18 protein-coding genes are annotated in these 15,530 nt (G+C 72.3%); 12 read left to right on the top strand and 6 right to left on the bottom strand.

Translation table 11 applies throughout. The annotated features are described in order from the left end of the window. The first annotated feature begins 328 nt into the window (after nucleotides 1–328). From ACLBYE_RS25185 to ACLBYE_RS25195, 3 genes are all read left to right on the top strand, one after another. On the top strand, nucleotides 329–1,024 hold the full coding sequence (locus tag ACLBYE_RS25185; protein WP_020096362.1) for a response regulator transcription factor: 696 nt from the start codon (nucleotides 329–331) through the stop codon (nucleotides 1,022–1,024). Next, entirely contained in the window at nucleotides 1,021–2,529 is a 1,509-nt protein-coding gene (locus ACLBYE_RS25190) for an ATP-binding protein (RefSeq protein WP_447696262.1), read from the top strand. The genes ACLBYE_RS25185 and ACLBYE_RS25190 overlap by 4 nt, the downstream gene beginning before the upstream one ends. 72 nt (nucleotides 2,530–2,601) lie before the next feature. Then, nucleotides 2,602–3,387, top strand: coding sequence for a 3-hydroxybutyrate dehydrogenase (locus tag ACLBYE_RS25195; protein WP_447696263.1), 786 nt, complete (start codon nucleotides 2,602–2,604; stop codon nucleotides 3,385–3,387). Nucleotides 3,388–3,459: 72 nt separating this feature from the next. Here the strand turns inward: ACLBYE_RS25195 and ACLBYE_RS25200 are convergent, their stop codons facing one another. Continuing rightward, a complete protein-coding gene (locus ACLBYE_RS25200) occupies nucleotides 3,460–3,837 on the bottom strand; it encodes a CsbD family protein (RefSeq protein ID WP_132369367.1) in 378 nt (125 codons plus the stop codon). 144 nt (nucleotides 3,838–3,981) lie between these two features. Beyond that, the gene (gene meaB / locus ACLBYE_RS25205; RefSeq protein WP_447696264.1) at nucleotides 3,982–4,968 is read right to left on the bottom strand and encodes a methylmalonyl Co-A mutase-associated GTPase MeaB; all 987 of its coding nucleotides are present in this window, start codon (nucleotides 4,966–4,968) and stop codon (nucleotides 3,982–3,984) included. Nucleotides 4,969–5,158: 190 nt separating this feature from the next. Here meaB and ACLBYE_RS25210 point away from each other — a divergent pair, with 190 nt between their 5' ends. Continuing rightward, the gene (locus ACLBYE_RS25210; protein WP_427509652.1) at nucleotides 5,159–6,187 is read left to right on the top strand and encodes an alpha/beta hydrolase; all 1,029 of its coding nucleotides are present in this window, start codon (nucleotides 5,159–5,161) and stop codon (nucleotides 6,185–6,187) included. A 3-nt stretch (nucleotides 6,188–6,190) separates the two neighbouring features. Here the strand turns inward: ACLBYE_RS25210 and ACLBYE_RS25215 are convergent, their stop codons facing one another. Beyond that, a complete protein-coding gene (locus ACLBYE_RS25215) occupies nucleotides 6,191–7,075 on the bottom strand; it encodes a transglutaminase-like domain-containing protein (RefSeq protein WP_447696265.1) in 885 nt (294 codons plus the stop codon). 249 nt (nucleotides 7,076–7,324) lie between these two features. Between ACLBYE_RS25215 and ACLBYE_RS25220 the strand changes: the two genes are divergently transcribed. From ACLBYE_RS25220 to ACLBYE_RS25230, 3 genes are all read left to right on the top strand, one after another. After that, a complete protein-coding gene (locus tag ACLBYE_RS25220) occupies nucleotides 7,325–7,666 on the top strand; it encodes a hypothetical protein (protein ID WP_091981950.1) in 342 nt (113 codons plus the stop codon). A gap of 69 nt (nucleotides 7,667–7,735) precedes the next feature. Then, complete coding sequence (locus ACLBYE_RS25225; protein ID WP_091683685.1) at nucleotides 7,736–8,248, top strand: DUF533 domain-containing protein; 513 nt, start codon at nucleotides 7,736–7,738, stop codon at nucleotides 8,246–8,248. A 111-nt stretch (nucleotides 8,249–8,359) separates the two neighbouring features. Beyond that, entirely contained in the window at nucleotides 8,360–9,424 is a 1,065-nt protein-coding gene (locus ACLBYE_RS25230; RefSeq protein WP_447696266.1) for an esterase, read from the top strand. Between the two features lie 187 nt (nucleotides 9,425–9,611). On the opposite strand, the gene ACLBYE_RS25235 is transcribed toward ACLBYE_RS25230, so the two are convergent. Both ACLBYE_RS25235 and ACLBYE_RS25240 read right to left on the bottom strand, forming a co-directional pair. Further along, the gene (locus ACLBYE_RS25235; protein WP_447696267.1) at nucleotides 9,612–10,793 is read right to left on the bottom strand and encodes a pyridoxal phosphate-dependent aminotransferase; all 1,182 of its coding nucleotides are present in this window, start codon (nucleotides 10,791–10,793) and stop codon (nucleotides 9,612–9,614) included. 23 nt (nucleotides 10,794–10,816) lie between these two features. Then, nucleotides 10,817–11,008 carry a hypothetical protein gene (locus ACLBYE_RS25240; RefSeq protein WP_026605443.1) on the bottom strand — a complete coding sequence of 64 codons (192 nt, stop codon included), beginning with the start codon at nucleotides 11,006–11,008 and terminating at the stop codon, nucleotides 10,817–10,819. Between the two features lie 178 nt (nucleotides 11,009–11,186). Between ACLBYE_RS25240 and ACLBYE_RS25245 the strand changes: the two genes are divergently transcribed. Beyond that, nucleotides 11,187–11,492 (top strand): hypothetical protein, encoded by a 306-nt coding sequence (locus tag ACLBYE_RS25245; RefSeq protein ID WP_026605442.1) that lies wholly within the window; start codon nucleotides 11,187–11,189, stop codon nucleotides 11,490–11,492. 12 nt (nucleotides 11,493–11,504) lie between these two features. On the opposite strand, the gene ACLBYE_RS25250 is transcribed toward ACLBYE_RS25245, so the two are convergent. Then, nucleotides 11,505–12,899 carry an ATP-binding protein gene (locus ACLBYE_RS25250; RefSeq protein WP_447696268.1) on the bottom strand — a complete coding sequence of 465 codons (1,395 nt, stop codon included), beginning with the start codon at nucleotides 12,897–12,899 and terminating at the stop codon, nucleotides 11,505–11,507. A 380-nt stretch (nucleotides 12,900–13,279) separates the two neighbouring features. On the opposite strand from ACLBYE_RS25250, the gene ACLBYE_RS25255 reads away from it, so the two are divergent. From ACLBYE_RS25255 to ACLBYE_RS25270, 4 genes are all read left to right on the top strand, one after another. Beyond that, nucleotides 13,280–13,603 (top strand): XdhC family protein, encoded by a 324-nt coding sequence (locus ACLBYE_RS25255; protein WP_020096348.1) that lies wholly within the window; start codon nucleotides 13,280–13,282, stop codon nucleotides 13,601–13,603. Further along, nucleotides 13,603–14,304, top strand: coding sequence for an XdhC family protein (locus ACLBYE_RS25260; RefSeq protein WP_447696269.1), 702 nt, complete (start codon nucleotides 13,603–13,605; stop codon nucleotides 14,302–14,304). Before ACLBYE_RS25255 ends, ACLBYE_RS25260 begins: the two co-directional genes overlap by 1 nt. Further along, nucleotides 14,301–15,353 carry a molybdopterin-binding protein gene (locus ACLBYE_RS25265; RefSeq protein WP_447696270.1) on the top strand — a complete coding sequence of 351 codons (1,053 nt, stop codon included), beginning with the start codon at nucleotides 14,301–14,303 and terminating at the stop codon, nucleotides 15,351–15,353. Before ACLBYE_RS25260 ends, ACLBYE_RS25265 begins: the two co-directional genes overlap by 4 nt. After that, nucleotides 15,346–15,530, top strand: a 185-nt coding sequence (locus tag ACLBYE_RS25270; RefSeq protein WP_447696271.1) for an NTP transferase domain-containing protein, incomplete at its 3' end; no start/stop codon positions are given. The genes ACLBYE_RS25265 and ACLBYE_RS25270, both read left to right, overlap by 8 nt.

Raw genomic sequence — 15,530 nt, forward strand, 5'->3', positions numbered from 1 at the left:
GACGCCGACGGGCCGCTCTCTCCGAGAGCGGACCGTCGGCGTTTCGCTGTTGGCCAGCCCGCTACGGCCGCCTTACCGCGAAGTCATCTTCCCGCGATCGTCCCGTAACCGCGCCCGCGCCATCATCCTCGGACCGCGCGTGGCCCATCGCCCACGCGGACGAAGCCGGTGACGGATCTCGCGCCCTCCGAGTCCTCCGCGCGCCGCTTCGGGACGGGTCGAGGTCCGCGGCCTCGGCCCGTCCATCCCGACGGGGGAGGGGAGCGGCTTGACCATGTTGATGGAGATACGTTCCCCCGACCCGCGCGGCGCGCTATGGAACGGGGCCATGCGACTGCTGATCATCGAGGACGACCGCGAGGCGGCGGCCTATCTCGTCAAGGCGTTCCGCGAGACCGGACACGTCGCCGACAGCGCGCATGACGGCCTCGACGGGTACGCGCTCGCCCGCGAGGGCGACTACGACGTGCTGATCGTCGACCGGATGCTGCCGAAGCTCGACGGGCTGTCGCTGATCCGGTCGCTGCGCGAGCAGAACGTCGCGACCCCGACCCTGATCCTGTCGGCGCTGGGTCAGGTCGACGACCGCGTGAAGGGCCTGCGCGCCGGCGGCGACGACTACCTGCCGAAGCCCTACGCGTTCTCCGAGCTCCTGGCGCGCACCGAGGCGCTGGCCCGGCGGCAGGTCGGATCCGGCGCCGCGGAGGAGACGCGCTACCGGATCGGTGACTTGGAGCTCGACCGGCTCTCGCACCGGGTGACCCGGGCCGGCCGCGAGATCCCGCTGCAGCCGCGCGAGTTCCGCCTCCTCGAGTACCTGATGCGGCACGCCGGACAGGTCGTGACGCGCACCATGCTGCTCGAGCATGTCTGGGACTACCACTTCGATCCGCAGACCAACGTCATCGACGTTCACGTCTCGCGCCTGCGCAGCAAGCTCGACAAGGGCTTCGCGTCGCCGATCATCCACACGGTCCGGGGCGCCGGCTACGTGCTGCGCTACGACGAGGGCGCGGCCGGGTGAGCGAGGTTTGGACCGACGCGCCGATCGCCCGCGAGACCGCGGCGGCGCGTTTCCAGAAACTGTTCCGCACCACCGCGTTCAAGCTGTCGCTGGCCTACCTCGCGATCTTCGCCCTCTGCGCGTTCCTGGCGCTCGGCTACGTCGCGTGGAACGCCCGCGCGGTGCTCGACGACCAGATCGTCTCCACGATCGACGCCGAGATCAACGGGCTGTCGGAACAGTACAATGCCGGCGGCCTGCGGCGGTTGATCACCGTGGTGGAGCGGCGCTCCCGCGAGCCCGGCGCCTCGCTCTACCTCGTGACCACGGCCGGCGGCGACCATGTCGTCGGCAATGTCGGCTACGTGCCCGCCGCCGTGCTGGCGACGCCGGGCCAGAGCGAGACGCGCTACGGCCGCAACGACGCGGATGCCGAGGCGCACCGGGCGATCGTGCGGGTCTTCACTCTTCCGGGCGGGTTCCGCCTGCTCGTCGGGCGCGACACCGAGGAGCGCGACCGGCTGCGGGCGGTGATCGGGCGCGCCTTCATCACCTCGCTCGCCGCCGTCGTGATCCTCGGGGTGATCGGGGGCTGGCTGGCGGCGAGCCGAGTGCTGCGCCGCGTCGATGCCATGACCCAGACCACCCGCGCGATCATGGCCGGCGATCTCGACGACCGGCTCCACGTGGCCGGGAACGGCGACGAACTCGACCGTCTCGCATCGAGCCTCAACCAGATGCTGGAGCGCATCGGCGAGCTGATGCGCGGCATGCGCGAAGTCTCCGACAACATCGCCCACGACCTCAAGACACCGCTGACCCGCCTGCGCAACCGTGCCGACGAGGCCCTGCGCCGCGCCTCCACGCCGGAGGAGCTGCGCGCGGCGCTGGAAGCCGTAATCGAGGAGGGCGACGGGCTGATCCGGGTGTTCAACGCCCTCCTGATGATCGCGCGGCTCGAGGCCGGGTCTGCCCGGGAGATCCTCGTGCCGCTGGATCTGGGCCAGACGGTCCGGAGCGTCGGCGAATTGTACGAGGCGCTCGCCGAGGATCAGGGGCTGACGCTCGCCGTGCACGCGCAGGACGCGCTCACCATCGCGGGCAACCGCGAGCTGATCGGTCAGGCCCTCGCCAATCTCATCGACAACGCCCTGAAATACGGGGCCGAGTCCGAAGGTGCGGAGACCAGCGTGACGCTCGAGGCGTGGCGCGACGGGGAGTCGATCCGCCTCGCCGTCTCCGATCACGGCCCGGGCATTCCCGAGGCGGAGCGGGCCCGCGTGCTCGACCGGTTCGTGCGCCTCGAGGACGCCCGTTCGCGGCCCGGCTTCGGGCTGGGCCTCAGCCTCGTCAACGCCGTCGTGCGCCTGCACCACGGGAGCCTGCGGCTCGCCGATAACGCGCCCGGCCTGCGGGTCGAGATCGCGTTCCCGGCCACGCCGCGCCCGCAGCCGGCAGCCGGTGACATCGTGCCCGCACCGCCTCCGAGCGACCCTGTGCCGGCATCCCCTTCCCGCGCTACTTAGGTCGCGACCTGTCCCACCGCGAGCGCGCCGTCCCCGACCCTTCGGCCGGGCGCCCGCGTCCCAGGAGGCTCCATGACTCTCAAGACCAAGACCGCCCTCGTCACCGGCTCGACCAGCGGCATCGGGCTCGCCATCGCGCGCGCCTTCGCGGCGGATGGGGCCAACGTCGTCCTCAACGGGTTCGGGGACGCGACCGCCATCGAGGAGACGCGGGCCGGGATCGAGAGCGCCTACGGGGTCAAGGCCCGCTACTCGGCCGCCGACATGAGCAAGCCCGACGCGATCGCCGCCATGGTACGCGAGGCGGAGGAGACCTTCGGGGCCGTCGACGTGCTGGTCAACAATGCCGGGATCCAGTTCGTCTCGCCGATCGAGGAGTTCCCGGCCGAGAAGTGGGAGCAGATCATCGCGATCAACCTGTCCTCGGCCTTTCACACGATGCACGCGGCGATCCCCGGGATGAAGGCCCGGGGCTGGGGCCGGATCATCAACACGGCCTCGGCCCACTCGTTGGTGGCCTCGCCGTTCAAGTCGGCCTACGTGGCGGCCAAGCACGGGATCGCGGGCCTGAGCAAGACGGCGGCTCTGGAGCTCGCGCCCCACAAGATCACGGTGAACTGCATCTCGCCGGGCTATGTCTGGACACCGCTCGTGGAGGCGCAGATCCCCGACACGATGAAGGCCCGCGGCCTCACCAAGGAGCAGGTGATCGAGGACGTGATGCTGAAGGCGCAGCCGACCAAGGAGTTCGTGACCGTCGACCAGGTGGCCGCGCTGGCGGTGTTCCTGTGCTCCGACGCGGCGAGCCAGATCACCGGCGCCAACATCAGCATGGACGGGGGCTGGACCGCGCAGTAGCGCGACCGGCCTCGACCGGTGCGCCTCGTCCAAGGGCCGGCCCCGCCCGAGCCCGGGCGGGGCCGCTCCCGGTCAGCGGCGGCCGTGGACCAGCAGGGCGAGGCCGTAGCCCACCGCGCCCGCGATCAGCAGCGCGACCAGGGGATTCTCCTCCACCCGAGCGCCGACGGCGCTGCGCCCGTCGCGCAGGTACGAGCCGCCCCGCTGGTAGACGTCCTCCGCGACGTCGCCGGCGCGCTCGTAGGCGTCGCTCGCGTAGTCACCGGCCCGGTCGGCGATGTCCCGGGCCTTGTCCTTCACCTGGCCGTAGACGTTCTGCGCCTGGCCCTGGGCCTCGCGGAAACGTCCCTCGACCGAGTCGCGGTTGGAGCCCGCGAAGTCGCCGGCCGCGCCCTGAACCTTGCCGACAGCCTCCTTGGCGCCGCCGACGATCCGATCCGTATCCACCATGGCACTCTCCTGGACGTGAGCGCGGCGTCGCGACACCGGCGCCGCTCGTTACGCCGTCGTCCACCGAACGCGCGAGATGGCGTTTGTGCCCCCGACCGCCACGAAATTGTGCGCCTCGACCCGCGTTCGCGGCGGCGGAGCGGGTCAGAGCCCGATCAGCTCGGCGATGGCCGCCGCGCCGGCGGCCGGAGAGGTCTCGCCCCGGGCGACGCCGGCCTCCGCCTCGGCCGTGCGGCGACGGACCTCCGGGGACCCGACGAGGCGCTGGTGCAGGCGCTCGTCGACCAGTGCCCACATCCACTTCACGTCCTGGGCCCGGCGCTTCGCCTGGATCTCGCCGGTCGCCGTGAGCTTCTCCCGGTGATCGACGATCTTCGCCCACATCGCGTCGAGACGCAGGTTGTGGAAGCCCGAGATCGTGACCACCGGCGGCGTCCAGGTGGCGGAGGCCGGGGTCAGGATGTGCAGCGCCGCGCGGTATTCCGAGGCCGCCGCGTTGGCGCGCTGCTCGGCCTCTCCCGCATCGGCCTTGTTGACCGCGATCATGTCGGCGAGCTCGAGGATGCCCTTCTTGATGCCCTGCAGCTCGTCGCCCGCCCCGGGCAGCATCAGCACGAGGAAGAAGTCGGTCAGGTCGGCCACCGCCGTCTCCGACTGGCCGACGCCGACCGTCTCGACGAGGATCACGTCGAAGCCCGCGGCCTCGCAGAGCAGCATCGTCTCGCGGGTCTTGGCCGCGACGCCGCCGAGCGTGCCCGAGGAGGGAGAGGGGCGGATGAAGGCCTTGGGGTCGTGCGACAGCCGCGCCATCCGGGTCTTGTCGCCCAGGATCGAGCCGCCGGTCCTGGAGGAGGACGGGTCGACCGCGAGCACCGCCACCTTGTGACCGGCATCCGTCAGGTTCGAGCCGAGGGCGTCGATGGTGGTCGACTTGCCGACGCCGGGGACGCCGGTGATGCCGACGCGGATCGCCCGGCCGGTCTCGGGCAGGACCGAGTCGATCAGGTTCGCCGCCAGCGCCCGGTGATCGGCGCGCTTGGACTCCGCCAGCGTGATGGCCCGGGCCAGAGCGGCGCGGTCGCCGCGCAGCAGGCGCTCGCGGAGACTCTCGATGTCGATGGACGGCGTCATGCTCCCTTCATGGCCGCGGCGACGGCCGCCGTCGAGGGGGAGAGCATCGGGGTCGGGGGATCGCCGGCCTGTGTCCCGCCCACCACAAGCCCGGCCGTGCCCGCTATTCACGCCGCGTCGCGGCGGTCGTGCCCCGCGATGGTCACGATCCTGGGCAACGGAAGGCGTCCCGCCCGAGCGTAACCGGATCATGTCGAGCCACATCGTCTCACGCCGCATCCTTCTTCGCTTCGGAGCGCTCGCGGGCGCCGCAGGTCTCGCCCCGTCGCTCGGCGCCTGCGTCACCGACGACCTCGGGTCCGGGGCGGCGCTGCCCGAGAAGCAGTCGGCCCTCGACGTCATGCCGGTGCTGCTGGTCGCCACGACCCGCAAGCCCGTGGGCAACCCGCCCCGGCCGCCGTATTTCAGCAGCGACCGCGGCCGCGGCCTGAGCTTCGCCGAGGTGCGCCTGTCGCCGCCCGACCGCTCGCTGCTCGGCAAGGTCTCGTCCGTCATCACCGGCGACTGGACCATCGGCGCGGTTCCGAAATCCGAATCCGGACCGGGCGCCGCCGAGGCCTTCGCCCAGGCGGCCCTCGGACGCGACGTGCTGATCTACGTCCACGGCTACCGCGAATCGTTCGAATCGGCCGCGGTCAGCGCCGCCCGGCTCTCGGACGGGATCCGGTTCCGCGGCGTCTCCGGCCTGTTCACGTGGCCGTCGGCGGCCGCGACCCTCGATTACAATTACGATCGCGAGAGCGCCCTCTGGTCGCGCGACGCCTTCGAGGACCTGCTGAAGGCGCTCGCCGCCTCGCCGAGCGGCGGCCGCATCAACATCGTCGCGCACTCGATGGGCACGCTCCTCACCCTCGAGACCCTGCGGATGCTCCGCGCCGAGGCGGGCGAGGCGGCGATGTCGCGGATCGGCGCCGTGGTGCTGGCCGCCCCCGACATCGACTTCGACCTGTTCTCCAACGGCGTCGCCCGCATGGGACCCGACGTCTCGAAGATCACGGTGATCTCCTCGACCAACGACCGGGCGCTCGAGCTCTCCGCCGCGCTGGCGGGGGGCGTGCGCGCCGGCGCGGCCGATCGCGCCAAGCTCGAGGCGCTCGGCGTGCGCGTCGCCGACGCCTCCGATTACGGCGGCGGCCTGATCAACCACGACCTGTTCCTCTCGAATCCGGACGTCCAGGGCGTGGTCAAGCGCGCCATCGCCCGCGGCGCCGGCGTCTGACGCTCACCCAGTCCGGGTCGCCATGCTCTGCGGCGGCAGGGGCTCCTCCGGCAGGACCGGCGCTTCGCCGGAAGCGTCCAGGTGGTCGATCCGGTCGGCCCAGACCCGGAAGCCCACCAGGGGATTCGGTCCGAACGTGTGGGTCAGCGGCACGTCCGCGGCGTCCCGGCCGTACGCGACCATGACCCGGCCGATCCGCGGGCTGTTGTTGCGCGGGTCGAACACGTGCCAGGCGCCGCCCAGATAGACCTCCATCCAGGCCGCGAAGTCGCCCGCCGGGTGCGGCTCGGGCTCGCCGATGAAGCTGATGTAGCCGGTGCAGTACCGGGTCGGGATGTTGAGGGCGCGGCAGAACGCGACGGCCAGGTGGGTGAAGTCCCGGCAGACGCCGCGCCCGCCCGCGTAGGCGTCCGCGGCCGTGCGGTCGCGATGGGCGAACTCGTAGCCGAACGCGATGTGGGCGTGGACGAAGTCGCAGACCGCCTGCACCCGGGCCCAGCCGGGCTCGGTATGGCCGAAGAGACGCCACGCCGCGTCGGCCAGCAGGTCGGACTCGCAGTAGCGGCTGGGGAGCAGGAACACGATCGTCTCGGCCGGCAGCGCCTCGATCGCGTGCTGCGCGGCCTCCGGGTGCGCTGGATCGGGCATCCCGCCGTCGCGGATCACCGCGTCGGTCCCGATAGTGAAGTTGCCGGCGGGCGCGGTCAGCCGGCCGCACAGGTTGCCGAAACCGTCGCGGTAGATCGCCACCGGGACGGGCGGATCGGTGCGGAGCGTGTCTGGCGCCTCCAGGGCGGCCGCCCCGGAGGGATGCACGTTGAGCATCACCACCATGGGCACGGGATAGGGGAAGGCGTAGCGCATCTCGCAGCCGAGCCTGATCCGCATGCGCGGGTGATCCTTCGTGTTCGAGACTGTGCCCGCCCCGATGGGCGCAGGATCCGTGCCGCGCCGAATCGTGCGGGTCGGGCCGCGACGGGCTTGGCGGCCGTCCGCTTCACCCCTACAGCATCCCCGCGCGACGCTCGCGGCCGCCGGACCAAACCCTGGCGTTTCTTCCCGGGGCAGCGCGTCGCACCCGTGCGCCAACCCGCTGACCGGGCGCGCCTGAGGACGGTTACGAGAGGGATGCCGGCCATGTTCACGCTCGAGATCGACGGCACCGCCGTTGCGGTGATCAACAGCGACGAGGCGTCCGCCAAGGACCTCTTCACCTGTGACGGCTTCAAGGAAGACATCCGGACCATGACGACCGGCGGGAAGCCGGTCTGGAACGGCACGTCGGCGCTCACGGTCCGGGCCGCCACCGAGGACGAGGTCGAGATCTTCGAGGACGCCCTCGCCGAGGACGACGGCGAAGGCGATTTCGTCGAGGATCCGCGCCACACCGGCTCCGATTCGGACGACGAGGACGAGGCCGACATCGTCTTCCTCGTGGATATCGACGAGGACGAGGACGAGGACGAGGCCGACGCCTGAGCGCGGCTGAACCCGGGCGCCTCCCGGGCGGTTTCCGATCCGATCTGGATCGGAAACCGGGAGGACGGCATGGCTGACAGCAGACGGATCGTCGACGCGCTCGTGCGGTCGAGGCGCGGCGGGCTCGCCGCCGGGGCCGCCCTCGGCGGACTGGCGCTGATCGGCGGCCTCGCCTACCGGGCGCTGCGCGGTGCGCCGCCGCCCGAGGCCGGGGGCCCGGACTTCACGAAGGTCGACGAGGACGAGGCCCGGCTGATGCTGCGGGCCATGGTGGCGGCCACGACGGCCGACGGGATGGTCGACGCCGCGGAGCGCCAGCGCCTCGACGCCGCCGTGGCGGAGGCGGGCCTCGATCCCGACGGACGTGCCTGGCTCGAGCGCGAGCTCGCGGACCCGGCTGACGTCGACGCGATCGCCGACCGGGTCGCGGATCCCGACGCGGCGGCGCGGATCTTCGCGGCAGCGCGACTCGCCATCGAGCCCGACACGCTCCAGGAGCGCCAGTTCCTGAAGATGCTGGCCGAGGCCCTCGACTTGCCCGCGGAGGCGGTCGAGCGTGTCGAGCGCGACATCGGAGCCTGACTGGCAACCTGCCCGAAGGGCGGATCTCCCACGGCGGCCGAGCTTCGTGCTAGGCTCCCGCGCGACGACGGGTCCGGAGGACGGCCCGCGCGCGGGAGGACGGGACATTTCATGGCAGGACTGTCAGTGCCCGCGCCCGGGCGCGCCCGCCGGCGGGCCTGCGCGCTGGTCGCAGCCATGCTGATCGCCGGCGGCTCCGCGCGCGCGGCCGATCCGGCCGCCGGCCCCCTGACGATCGCCGAGCAGGGCAGCTTCTTCGTCGGCGGCCGCGACGTCCAGTCCGACACGCTCTCGACGCTGCCGGCCTACGCGCCGTCGGGCACGATCAGCGTCGACCAGATCTACGTCCGCTATCAGGTCCCGGTGAATGCCGGACGGCCGCCGCTGGTCCTGATCCACGGCTGCTGCCTCACCGGCAAGACCTGGGAGACGACGCCCGACGGGCGCATGGGCTGGGACGAGTATCTCGTCCGGCGCGGCTTCCCGACCTACGTGATCGACCAGGCCTGGCGCGGCCGCTCGGCGGCGAGCCCGGCCCAGATCAACGCCGTGAAGACGGGGCAGGCCGACCCCAAGACGCTGCCGCCCGTGTTCTCGGCCGGGCGCGAGCCGGCCTGGGCGATCTTCCGGTTCGGGCCGGAATACCCGAAGGTGTTCCCCGGCATGCAGTTCCCCCTGGAGGCCCAGGGCGAGTTCTGGAAGCAGATGGTCCCGGACTGGTCGGCCGCCCTGCCGGTTCCGAACCCGACCGTGCCGGCCCTGTCGGAACTCGCCAAGCGGCTCAAGGGCGCGGTGCTCATCTCGCACTCGCAGTCGGGGATCTACCCGTTCCAGACCGCCGCCCTCGATCGGACCGGCCTGCGCGCCATCGTGGCCATCGAGCCGGCCGCCTGCCCGGACCCGGCCAAGGACGACCTCGCGCCCTACAAGGACCTGCCGATCCTCGTCCTGTTCGGCGACTACGTCGACGCCTCGCCCCGCTGGGCGCCGCGGCTCAAGCAGTGCCGCAGCTTCGTGGCGGCCGCCAACGCCGCGGGCGGCAAGGCGGAGCTGATCCTGCTGCCCGAGATCGGCATCCACGGCAATTCGCACATGCTGATGCAGGACAAGAACAGCCTCGACATCGCCGACTGGCTGGTCGGCTGGATCGACAAGCGGGCGCCCGGCAAGTCCTGAGGCGTGCCGGTCGAACCGGTTTGCGTCCAAACGGTTCGGTCGCCAAAACCGTCCTCGCGAGCGCCGCGAAGTGACCCAGGGCGGCCCGGCCTCCGCAGTCGTCGCGCCGACTGGATCGCTTCGCCGCGCGCGCGAGGACGGCGGCGCGGATGATGGCGTCCCTGCCGAGGCCGGTGAGGCCTTGCCCTCAGCCCGGCTTCCGCTCGCCGAGGAACGTGCCCATCCGCTCCAGCGCCCGCCGGATGTTCTCGGCCGAGTTGGCGTAGGACAGGCGGAGGTAGCCCTCGCCGTGGACGCCGAAATCCGGGCCGCCGATCACCGCCACGCCCGCTTCCTCCAAGAGGGTCGAGGCCAGCGCCTTCGCCTTCCAGCCGGTCCGGCCGATGTTCGGGAAGGCGTAGAACGCGCCCTTGGGCGCGATGCAGGAGACGTCCGGCAGGGCGTTCAGCCCGTCGACCACGATCGCCCGGCGCCGGTCGAACTCGGCGACCATCTCAGCCACGCAATCCTGCGGCCCGTCGAGCGCCGCGATGCCGGCCCACTGGGTCGCCGCGTTGACGCAGGAATGGGCGTTGACCGCGAGCTTGCGCGCCGCGTCGTAGAGCGGCTTCGGCCAGACCGACCAGCCGAGCCGCCAGCCGGTCATCGCGTAGGTCTTCGACGCGCCGTCGAGGTAGACCAGCCGGTCGCGGATCTCGGGATATTTCAGCAGCGAGTGGTGGGTCTCGCCGTCGTACGTCATGGTGCCGTAGATCTCGTCCGACAGCACCGCGACGTCGGGGTGCTCGGCGAGGCCCCTCACCAGGGCGTCGATCTCGGCCTTCGGCGTCACGCCGCCGGTGGGGTTGGCGGGCGAATTGACGATCAGCAGCCGCGTCCTCGGCGTGATCAGCGCCAGGGTCTCGGCCGCCGAGAAGGCGAAGCCGTTCTCCTCGCGGATCGGCACCGGGACGGGCGTCGCGCCGGTGAACTCGATCATCGAGCGGTAGATCGGGAAGCCGGGATCCGGGTACAGGATCTCGGTCCCGGGCGCGCCGAACATCAGGATCGCCATGAACATGGTGACCTTGCCGCCCGGCACGATCATCACGGAATCCGGCGAGACCTCGACGCCGTGGCGGCGGTGGATGTCGCGGGCCACCGCCTCGCGGAGCTGCGGGATGCCAACAGCCGGCGTGTAGCCGTGGTGGCCGTCGCGCAGCGCCTTGATGCCCGCCTCGACCACGTGGGCGGGCGTGGGCATGTCCGGCTGGCCGATGCCGAGGTTGATCACGTCCCGCCCCTGCGCGGCGAGGGCCTGGGCCCGCGCCAGGACCGCGAAGGCGTTCTCCTCGCCGATGCGCGAGAAGGCCGGGACCACGTGCAGCATCGCGCCCTCCGGGCGGTGGGACGTCAGTGCTTGGACCGCTCCGAGAGCTTCATCGCGCCGAACGACATCGCCGCGGCGATCGCGCCCAGGATCACGAAGGTTTTCACGGAGGCGTAGAACAGGTCCGGGTTGATGCCCTCGTCAGTGTAGAGCACGAGCCCGATGGCCGCGAGCGGCAGCGAGATGAGGGCGAAGAGCGGGACGAGCGGGTTCATGTTCGGCACTCGGGATCCGGCGCGCGGCTGACCGCGGCCCTGGGAAAGCGCCCCTGCATATCACCGTGCTGCGAAGGTTGGGACCCCGCGAGCTGCAGTTTTTCGCCGGCTCGCCCGAACGCTCATGGATGCGCAATCATTTCGCGCAACAGTGGCGTCTTCGGGAGGGCGGACACGTATGCGTTGGGCATCGGTCGATTCGAAAGGCAAGGGAGCGGGGAGTTCAGGCTCCAGATCCTCCAGCGTCGAGACGCTGGCGCTCCATATCGGGCGGCTGCTGCGACATCCCGCCTACCGGCGCGAGTCGGTCGTGAGCCCGCTCCTGCGGCGCCACCTGCCGTTCGAGGCCGGCTACGCCTGGAACGGCGAGGCCGGCCTGCGCGCCCGGCTGACGAGCGCCGCCCTCGACGAGGCGAGCATGGATCACCTGATCCGCAACGTGCAGGCCGAGTTCCTGCGCCTGCGCCGGCCCGCCGATACCTGAGCCGGATCCCGCTCAGGCCGGGACCCGGACGGTGGCCCGCAGGCCACCCAGCGGGCTGTCGTGCAGGGTTATGTCGCCGCCGTGGGCCCGGGCGATGTCCCGGGCGATCGACAGGCCCAGCCCGGAGCCGCCGGCATCCTGGCGGGCGTCGTCGAGCCGCACGAACGGCTTGAAGACGTCCTCGCGGCTCTCCGCCGGGATGCCGGGCCCGTCATCGTCGATCGAGACGAGGAAGGTCCGGGCCTCCAGCCGGCCGGAGATCGCCACCGTCTCGCCGTAGCGGACGGCGTTGGCCGCGAGGTTGAACAGGCAGCGCCGGAAGGCGCCGGGCCGCACCGTGACCTGGGGCGCGCCGGCGAGATCGACCGCGGAGACGTGGGCGCCGAGGCGCTCGACGTCGGTCCGCAGGTCCTCCAGCAGGGCGCGCATGTCGGTGGGCGCCGCGGGCTCGGCCGAATCGCCCCGCGCGAAGGCGAGGTAGCCCTCCAGCATCCGGCTCATCTCGTCGACGTCGCGGCTGAGATCCTCGATCTCCTCGGTCTGCTCGATCAGCGCCAGGGACAGGCGGAAGCGGGTCAGGATGGTGCGCAGGTCGTGGCTGACGCCGTTCAGCATCGTCGTGCGCTGCTCCATCGCCCGCTCGATGCGCCGCTTCATCTCGATGAAGGCGTGGCCGGCCTGACGCACCTCGCGGGCGCCGCGGGGCCGGAACTCGATCTCCCGCCCCTTGCCGAAGCCCTCCGCCACGGCGGCGAGCCGCAGGATCGGCTTGATCTGGTTGCGCAGGAACAGGATGGCGACGCCGAGCAGCACCAGCGACGAGCCGATCATCCACACGAGGAAGATGTGCGAGTTCGACGCGTAGGCCTGGCTGCGCCGGGCGGTGATGCGCATCACCCCGTCGGGGATCGCCACGCGGATCTCGATCAGGTTCGAGCGCCCGACCGTGTCGATCCAGAACGGTCTTCGGATCTGGCGCTTGATCTCGTCGGACAGGGCCTCGTCGAGGATCGAGAAGAACGGGCGCGGGCCCGGGGGCGGCAGCTTGGCGCCCTTGAGGATGTCGAGGTCGAGGTTCAGCCGCTCCCCGGCGATGCGCGCGAGGGTCTCGGCATCCTTGTCCTGCGGGTAGCTCTCGTAGATGTCGATCAGCGCGGCCACGTCCGCCGTGACCGCCGCCGACAGGCGCTTGGTCACGAGCTGCCAGTGCCGCTCCATGAAGGTGTAGGCGATCACCGACTGGAGCAGGACCACCGGCGCGATGATGATGATCAGCGAGCGGGCGTAGAGGCCCTTCGGCAGGACGTCGCCGATCGCCCGGCTGACGCGCTTCCACAGGCGGCGCGGGGGCGAGCGCGGCGGCTCCTCGCGGAGCGCCCGGGCGAGGGCGGGATCCGGGGCGTTCATGGGGCTGGGCGCCGGGGCCGGGCCCATCGGGCGAAAGGGGCCTCGGTTTCAGCGAAACGTCCACCCCACGCCCTCATCCTGAGGTGACCGCGCCAGCGGGCCTCGAAGGAGGGCTCCAGGGGTCGCGCGGCCGGCTGGAGGGCTCCTTCGAGGCCTCCGCTGCGCTCCGGCACCTCAGGATGAGGCTGTGGTTTGGACATGCCGGACACTAATCGGGGCGCCGTCTCCGCGAAAGATCGTGGGTGCAGAGTATGGCCGACCGACGATCTCGGCCAATGTTTCCTGACACTCCCTTCAGCATGAGGGCTTCTTGCACCGCGGCAGGCGGGCCATACCTGTGAGGGGCGGGGGGCGCCCGCCGGCCGGAAGTCCACGAGGCCATGCTCAGCACAGACACAGACATCCTCTCCGCTGCCCAGTCCTGGCGGCGCGACGGCCGCGCCGTGGCCCTCGCCACGGTGATCGAGACCTGGGGCTCGGCCCCCCGACCGGTGGGCAGCCACCTCGTGGTCGACGGCGAGGGCAATTTCCTCGGCTCCGTCTCCGGCGGCTGCGTCGAGGGCGCGGTGATCACCGAGGCGATCGAGGTGATCGAGGCGGGCGTGCCCCGCGTCCTCGAATTCGGCGTCGCGGACGAGACCGCGTGGCGCGCCGGCCTGTCCTGCGGCGGCCGGATCCGGGTCTTCGTCGAGCGGGTCGACTGATGCGCGGCGACGTCCTGGCAGCGCTCAACGACGCGCGGGTCGCGCGCCGCGCCGCGATCCTCATCACCGACATCGCCGACGGCGCGCAGCGCCTCGTCGGCGAGGACGCGATCGCCGCCGATCCCCTCGCCGACGTGCTGGCGAAGCACCTCGCCTCCGGCAGGAGCGGCCTCGTGGAGGCGGACGGGCGGACGCTGTTCCTCACCGTGCAGGTGCCGCCGGTGCGGCTCGTGGTGGTCGGCGCCGTCCACATCTCGCAGGCCCTGGCGCCGATGGCGGCGGGGCTCGACCTCGCGCTCACGGTGATCGACCCGCGCACCGCCTTCGCGACGCCCGAGCGCTTCCCCGGCACCGCGCTGGTCGCCGAATGGCCGGACGCCGCCCTCGGGACCGCCGTGCCGGTCCTCGACCGCTACTGCGCCCTGGCGGCCCTGACCCACGATCCGAAGATCGACGATCCCGCGCTGAAGGCGGCGCTGACGGCCGAGTGCTTCTACGTGGGCGCCCTCGGCTCGCGGAAGACCCACGCGGCGCGCGTCGCGCGGCTCACGGAGGCCGGCTTCACGCCCGCGCAGATCGGCCGGATCCGCGCGCCGATCGGCCTGCCCCTCGGCGCCGTGAGCCCGGCCGAGATCGCCCTGGCGGTGCTCGCCGAGATCGTCGCCGCCCTGCGTCGCGTGCCCCGCCCGGAGGTCGCGTGAGGTTCGGAACCGTCCCGGTCGCGGAATCGGCCGGGCTGATCAGCGCGCACACGGTGCGGCGGGCCGACATCACCCTGCGCAAGGGCGCCGTCATCGCCGAGGAGGCCGCCGCCGGCCTGGCGCGGGCCGGCCTGTCGGAGATCGTGGCGGCCACGCTCGAGCCCGGCGACGTCGGCGAGGACGCCGCCGCGGCGCGGCTCGCCGCGCGCCTGCGCGGGCCGAACCTGCGCGTCGAGGCGCCCTTCACCGGCCGCAGCAACCTGTTCGCCGTGACGGCGGGGGTGCTCATCCTCGATCCGGCCCGGATCGACGCGGTCAACGCCGTCGACGAGGCGGTGACGGTGGCGACGCTGCCGCGCTTCCGGCCGGTGGTGGAGGGCGAGATGGTCGCCACGGTGAAGATCATCCCCTACGCCGTGCCGGGCGCCGTGCTGGCCCGGGCCTGCGCGGCCGCGGAGGGGGACGTCCTCGCGGTGGTGCCGTATCGCCGCCGCCGGGTGGCCGTGGTCTCGACGCGCCTGCCGAGCCTCAAGGAGACGACGATCGACAAGACCCTCCGGGCCCTGGCCGACCGCCTCGCGCCCGCGGGCGCGGCGATCGTGGCCGAGACCCGGGTGCCCCACACCGCCGCCTCCGTGGCGGCGTCCCTGGCGGAGATGATCGATCGCGCCGGGGCCGACTTCGTGGTGGTGTTCGGCGCCTCGGCGATCGCCGACCGGCGCGACGTCATCCCGGCCGGGATCGCGGCGGCGGGCGGCCGGGTCGACCATCTCGGCATGCCGGTCGACCCCGGCAACCTGCTCCTCGTCGGCGCCCGCGGCGGCGTGCCGGTGATCGGCGCGCCGGGCTGCGCCCGCTCGCCCAAGGAGAACGGCTTCGACTGGATCCTCCACCGCCTGCTGGCGGACCTGACCGTGACCCGGGCCGACATCGTCGCCCTCGGCGTCGGCGGCCTGCTGATGGAGATCGTCTCGCGCCCGCAGCCGCGCGCCGGCGGCGCGACCGCGGCGGACGAGCCGGATCCGGGGGCGGAGGTTCGGGATGCCTGAGATCGGCACGATCCTGCTCGCCGCGGGCCTCGGCAGCCGGTTCGGCGCCGCGCCGAAGCTGCTCGCGCCCCTCGACGGCCGGCCGCTGGTGCGCCACGCCGCGGAGGCGGCCCTCGGCGCCCGCCCCCGGCCGGTGGTCGCCGTGCTCGGCGCGCACGCGGCGGCGGTCCGCGACGC

The organism is Methylobacterium sp. A52T, from assembly GCF_053346095.1.

What these genes read in the sequence shown, in the direction of transcription:
- ACLBYE_RS25240 (WP_026605443.1), bottom strand. Translation starts at nt 11,008, where the DNA reads ATGAACCCGCTCGTCCCGCTCTTCGCCCTCATCTCGCTGCCGCTCGCG.
- ACLBYE_RS25210 (WP_427509652.1), top strand. Translation starts at nt 5,159, where the DNA reads ATGTCGAGCCACATCGTCTCACGCCGCATCCTTCTTCGCTTCGGAGCG.
- ACLBYE_RS25235 (WP_447696267.1), bottom strand. Translation starts at nt 10,793, where the DNA reads ATGCTGCACGTGGTCCCGGCCTTCTCGCGCATCGGCGAGGAGAACGCC.
- ACLBYE_RS25260 (WP_447696269.1), top strand. Translation starts at nt 13,603, where the DNA reads ATGCGCGGCGACGTCCTGGCAGCGCTCAACGACGCGCGGGTCGCGCGC.
- meaB (WP_447696264.1), bottom strand. Translation starts at nt 4,968, where the DNA reads ATGACGCCGTCCATCGACATCGAGAGTCTCCGCGAGCGCCTGCTGCGC.
- ACLBYE_RS25250 (WP_447696268.1), bottom strand. Translation starts at nt 12,899, where the DNA reads ATGAACGCCCCGGATCCCGCCCTCGCCCGGGCGCTCCGCGAGGAGCCG.
- ACLBYE_RS25245 (WP_026605442.1), top strand. Translation starts at nt 11,187, where the DNA reads ATGCGTTGGGCATCGGTCGATTCGAAAGGCAAGGGAGCGGGGAGTTCA.
- ACLBYE_RS25220 (WP_091981950.1), top strand. Translation starts at nt 7,325, where the DNA reads ATGTTCACGCTCGAGATCGACGGCACCGCCGTTGCGGTGATCAACAGC.
- ACLBYE_RS25225 (WP_091683685.1), top strand. Translation starts at nt 7,736, where the DNA reads ATGGCTGACAGCAGACGGATCGTCGACGCGCTCGTGCGGTCGAGGCGC.
- ACLBYE_RS25200 (WP_132369367.1), bottom strand. Translation starts at nt 3,837, where the DNA reads ATGGTGGATACGGATCGGATCGTCGGCGGCGCCAAGGAGGCTGTCGGC.
- ACLBYE_RS25255 (WP_020096348.1), top strand. Translation starts at nt 13,280, where the DNA reads ATGCTCAGCACAGACACAGACATCCTCTCCGCTGCCCAGTCCTGGCGG.
- ACLBYE_RS25215 (WP_447696265.1), bottom strand. Translation starts at nt 7,075, where the DNA reads ATGCGGATCAGGCTCGGCTGCGAGATGCGCTACGCCTTCCCCTATCCC.
- ACLBYE_RS25185 (WP_020096362.1), top strand. Translation starts at nt 329, where the DNA reads ATGCGACTGCTGATCATCGAGGACGACCGCGAGGCGGCGGCCTATCTC.
- ACLBYE_RS25195 (WP_447696263.1), top strand. Translation starts at nt 2,602, where the DNA reads ATGACTCTCAAGACCAAGACCGCCCTCGTCACCGGCTCGACCAGCGGC.
- ACLBYE_RS25230 (WP_447696266.1), top strand. Translation starts at nt 8,360, where the DNA reads ATGGCAGGACTGTCAGTGCCCGCGCCCGGGCGCGCCCGCCGGCGGGCC.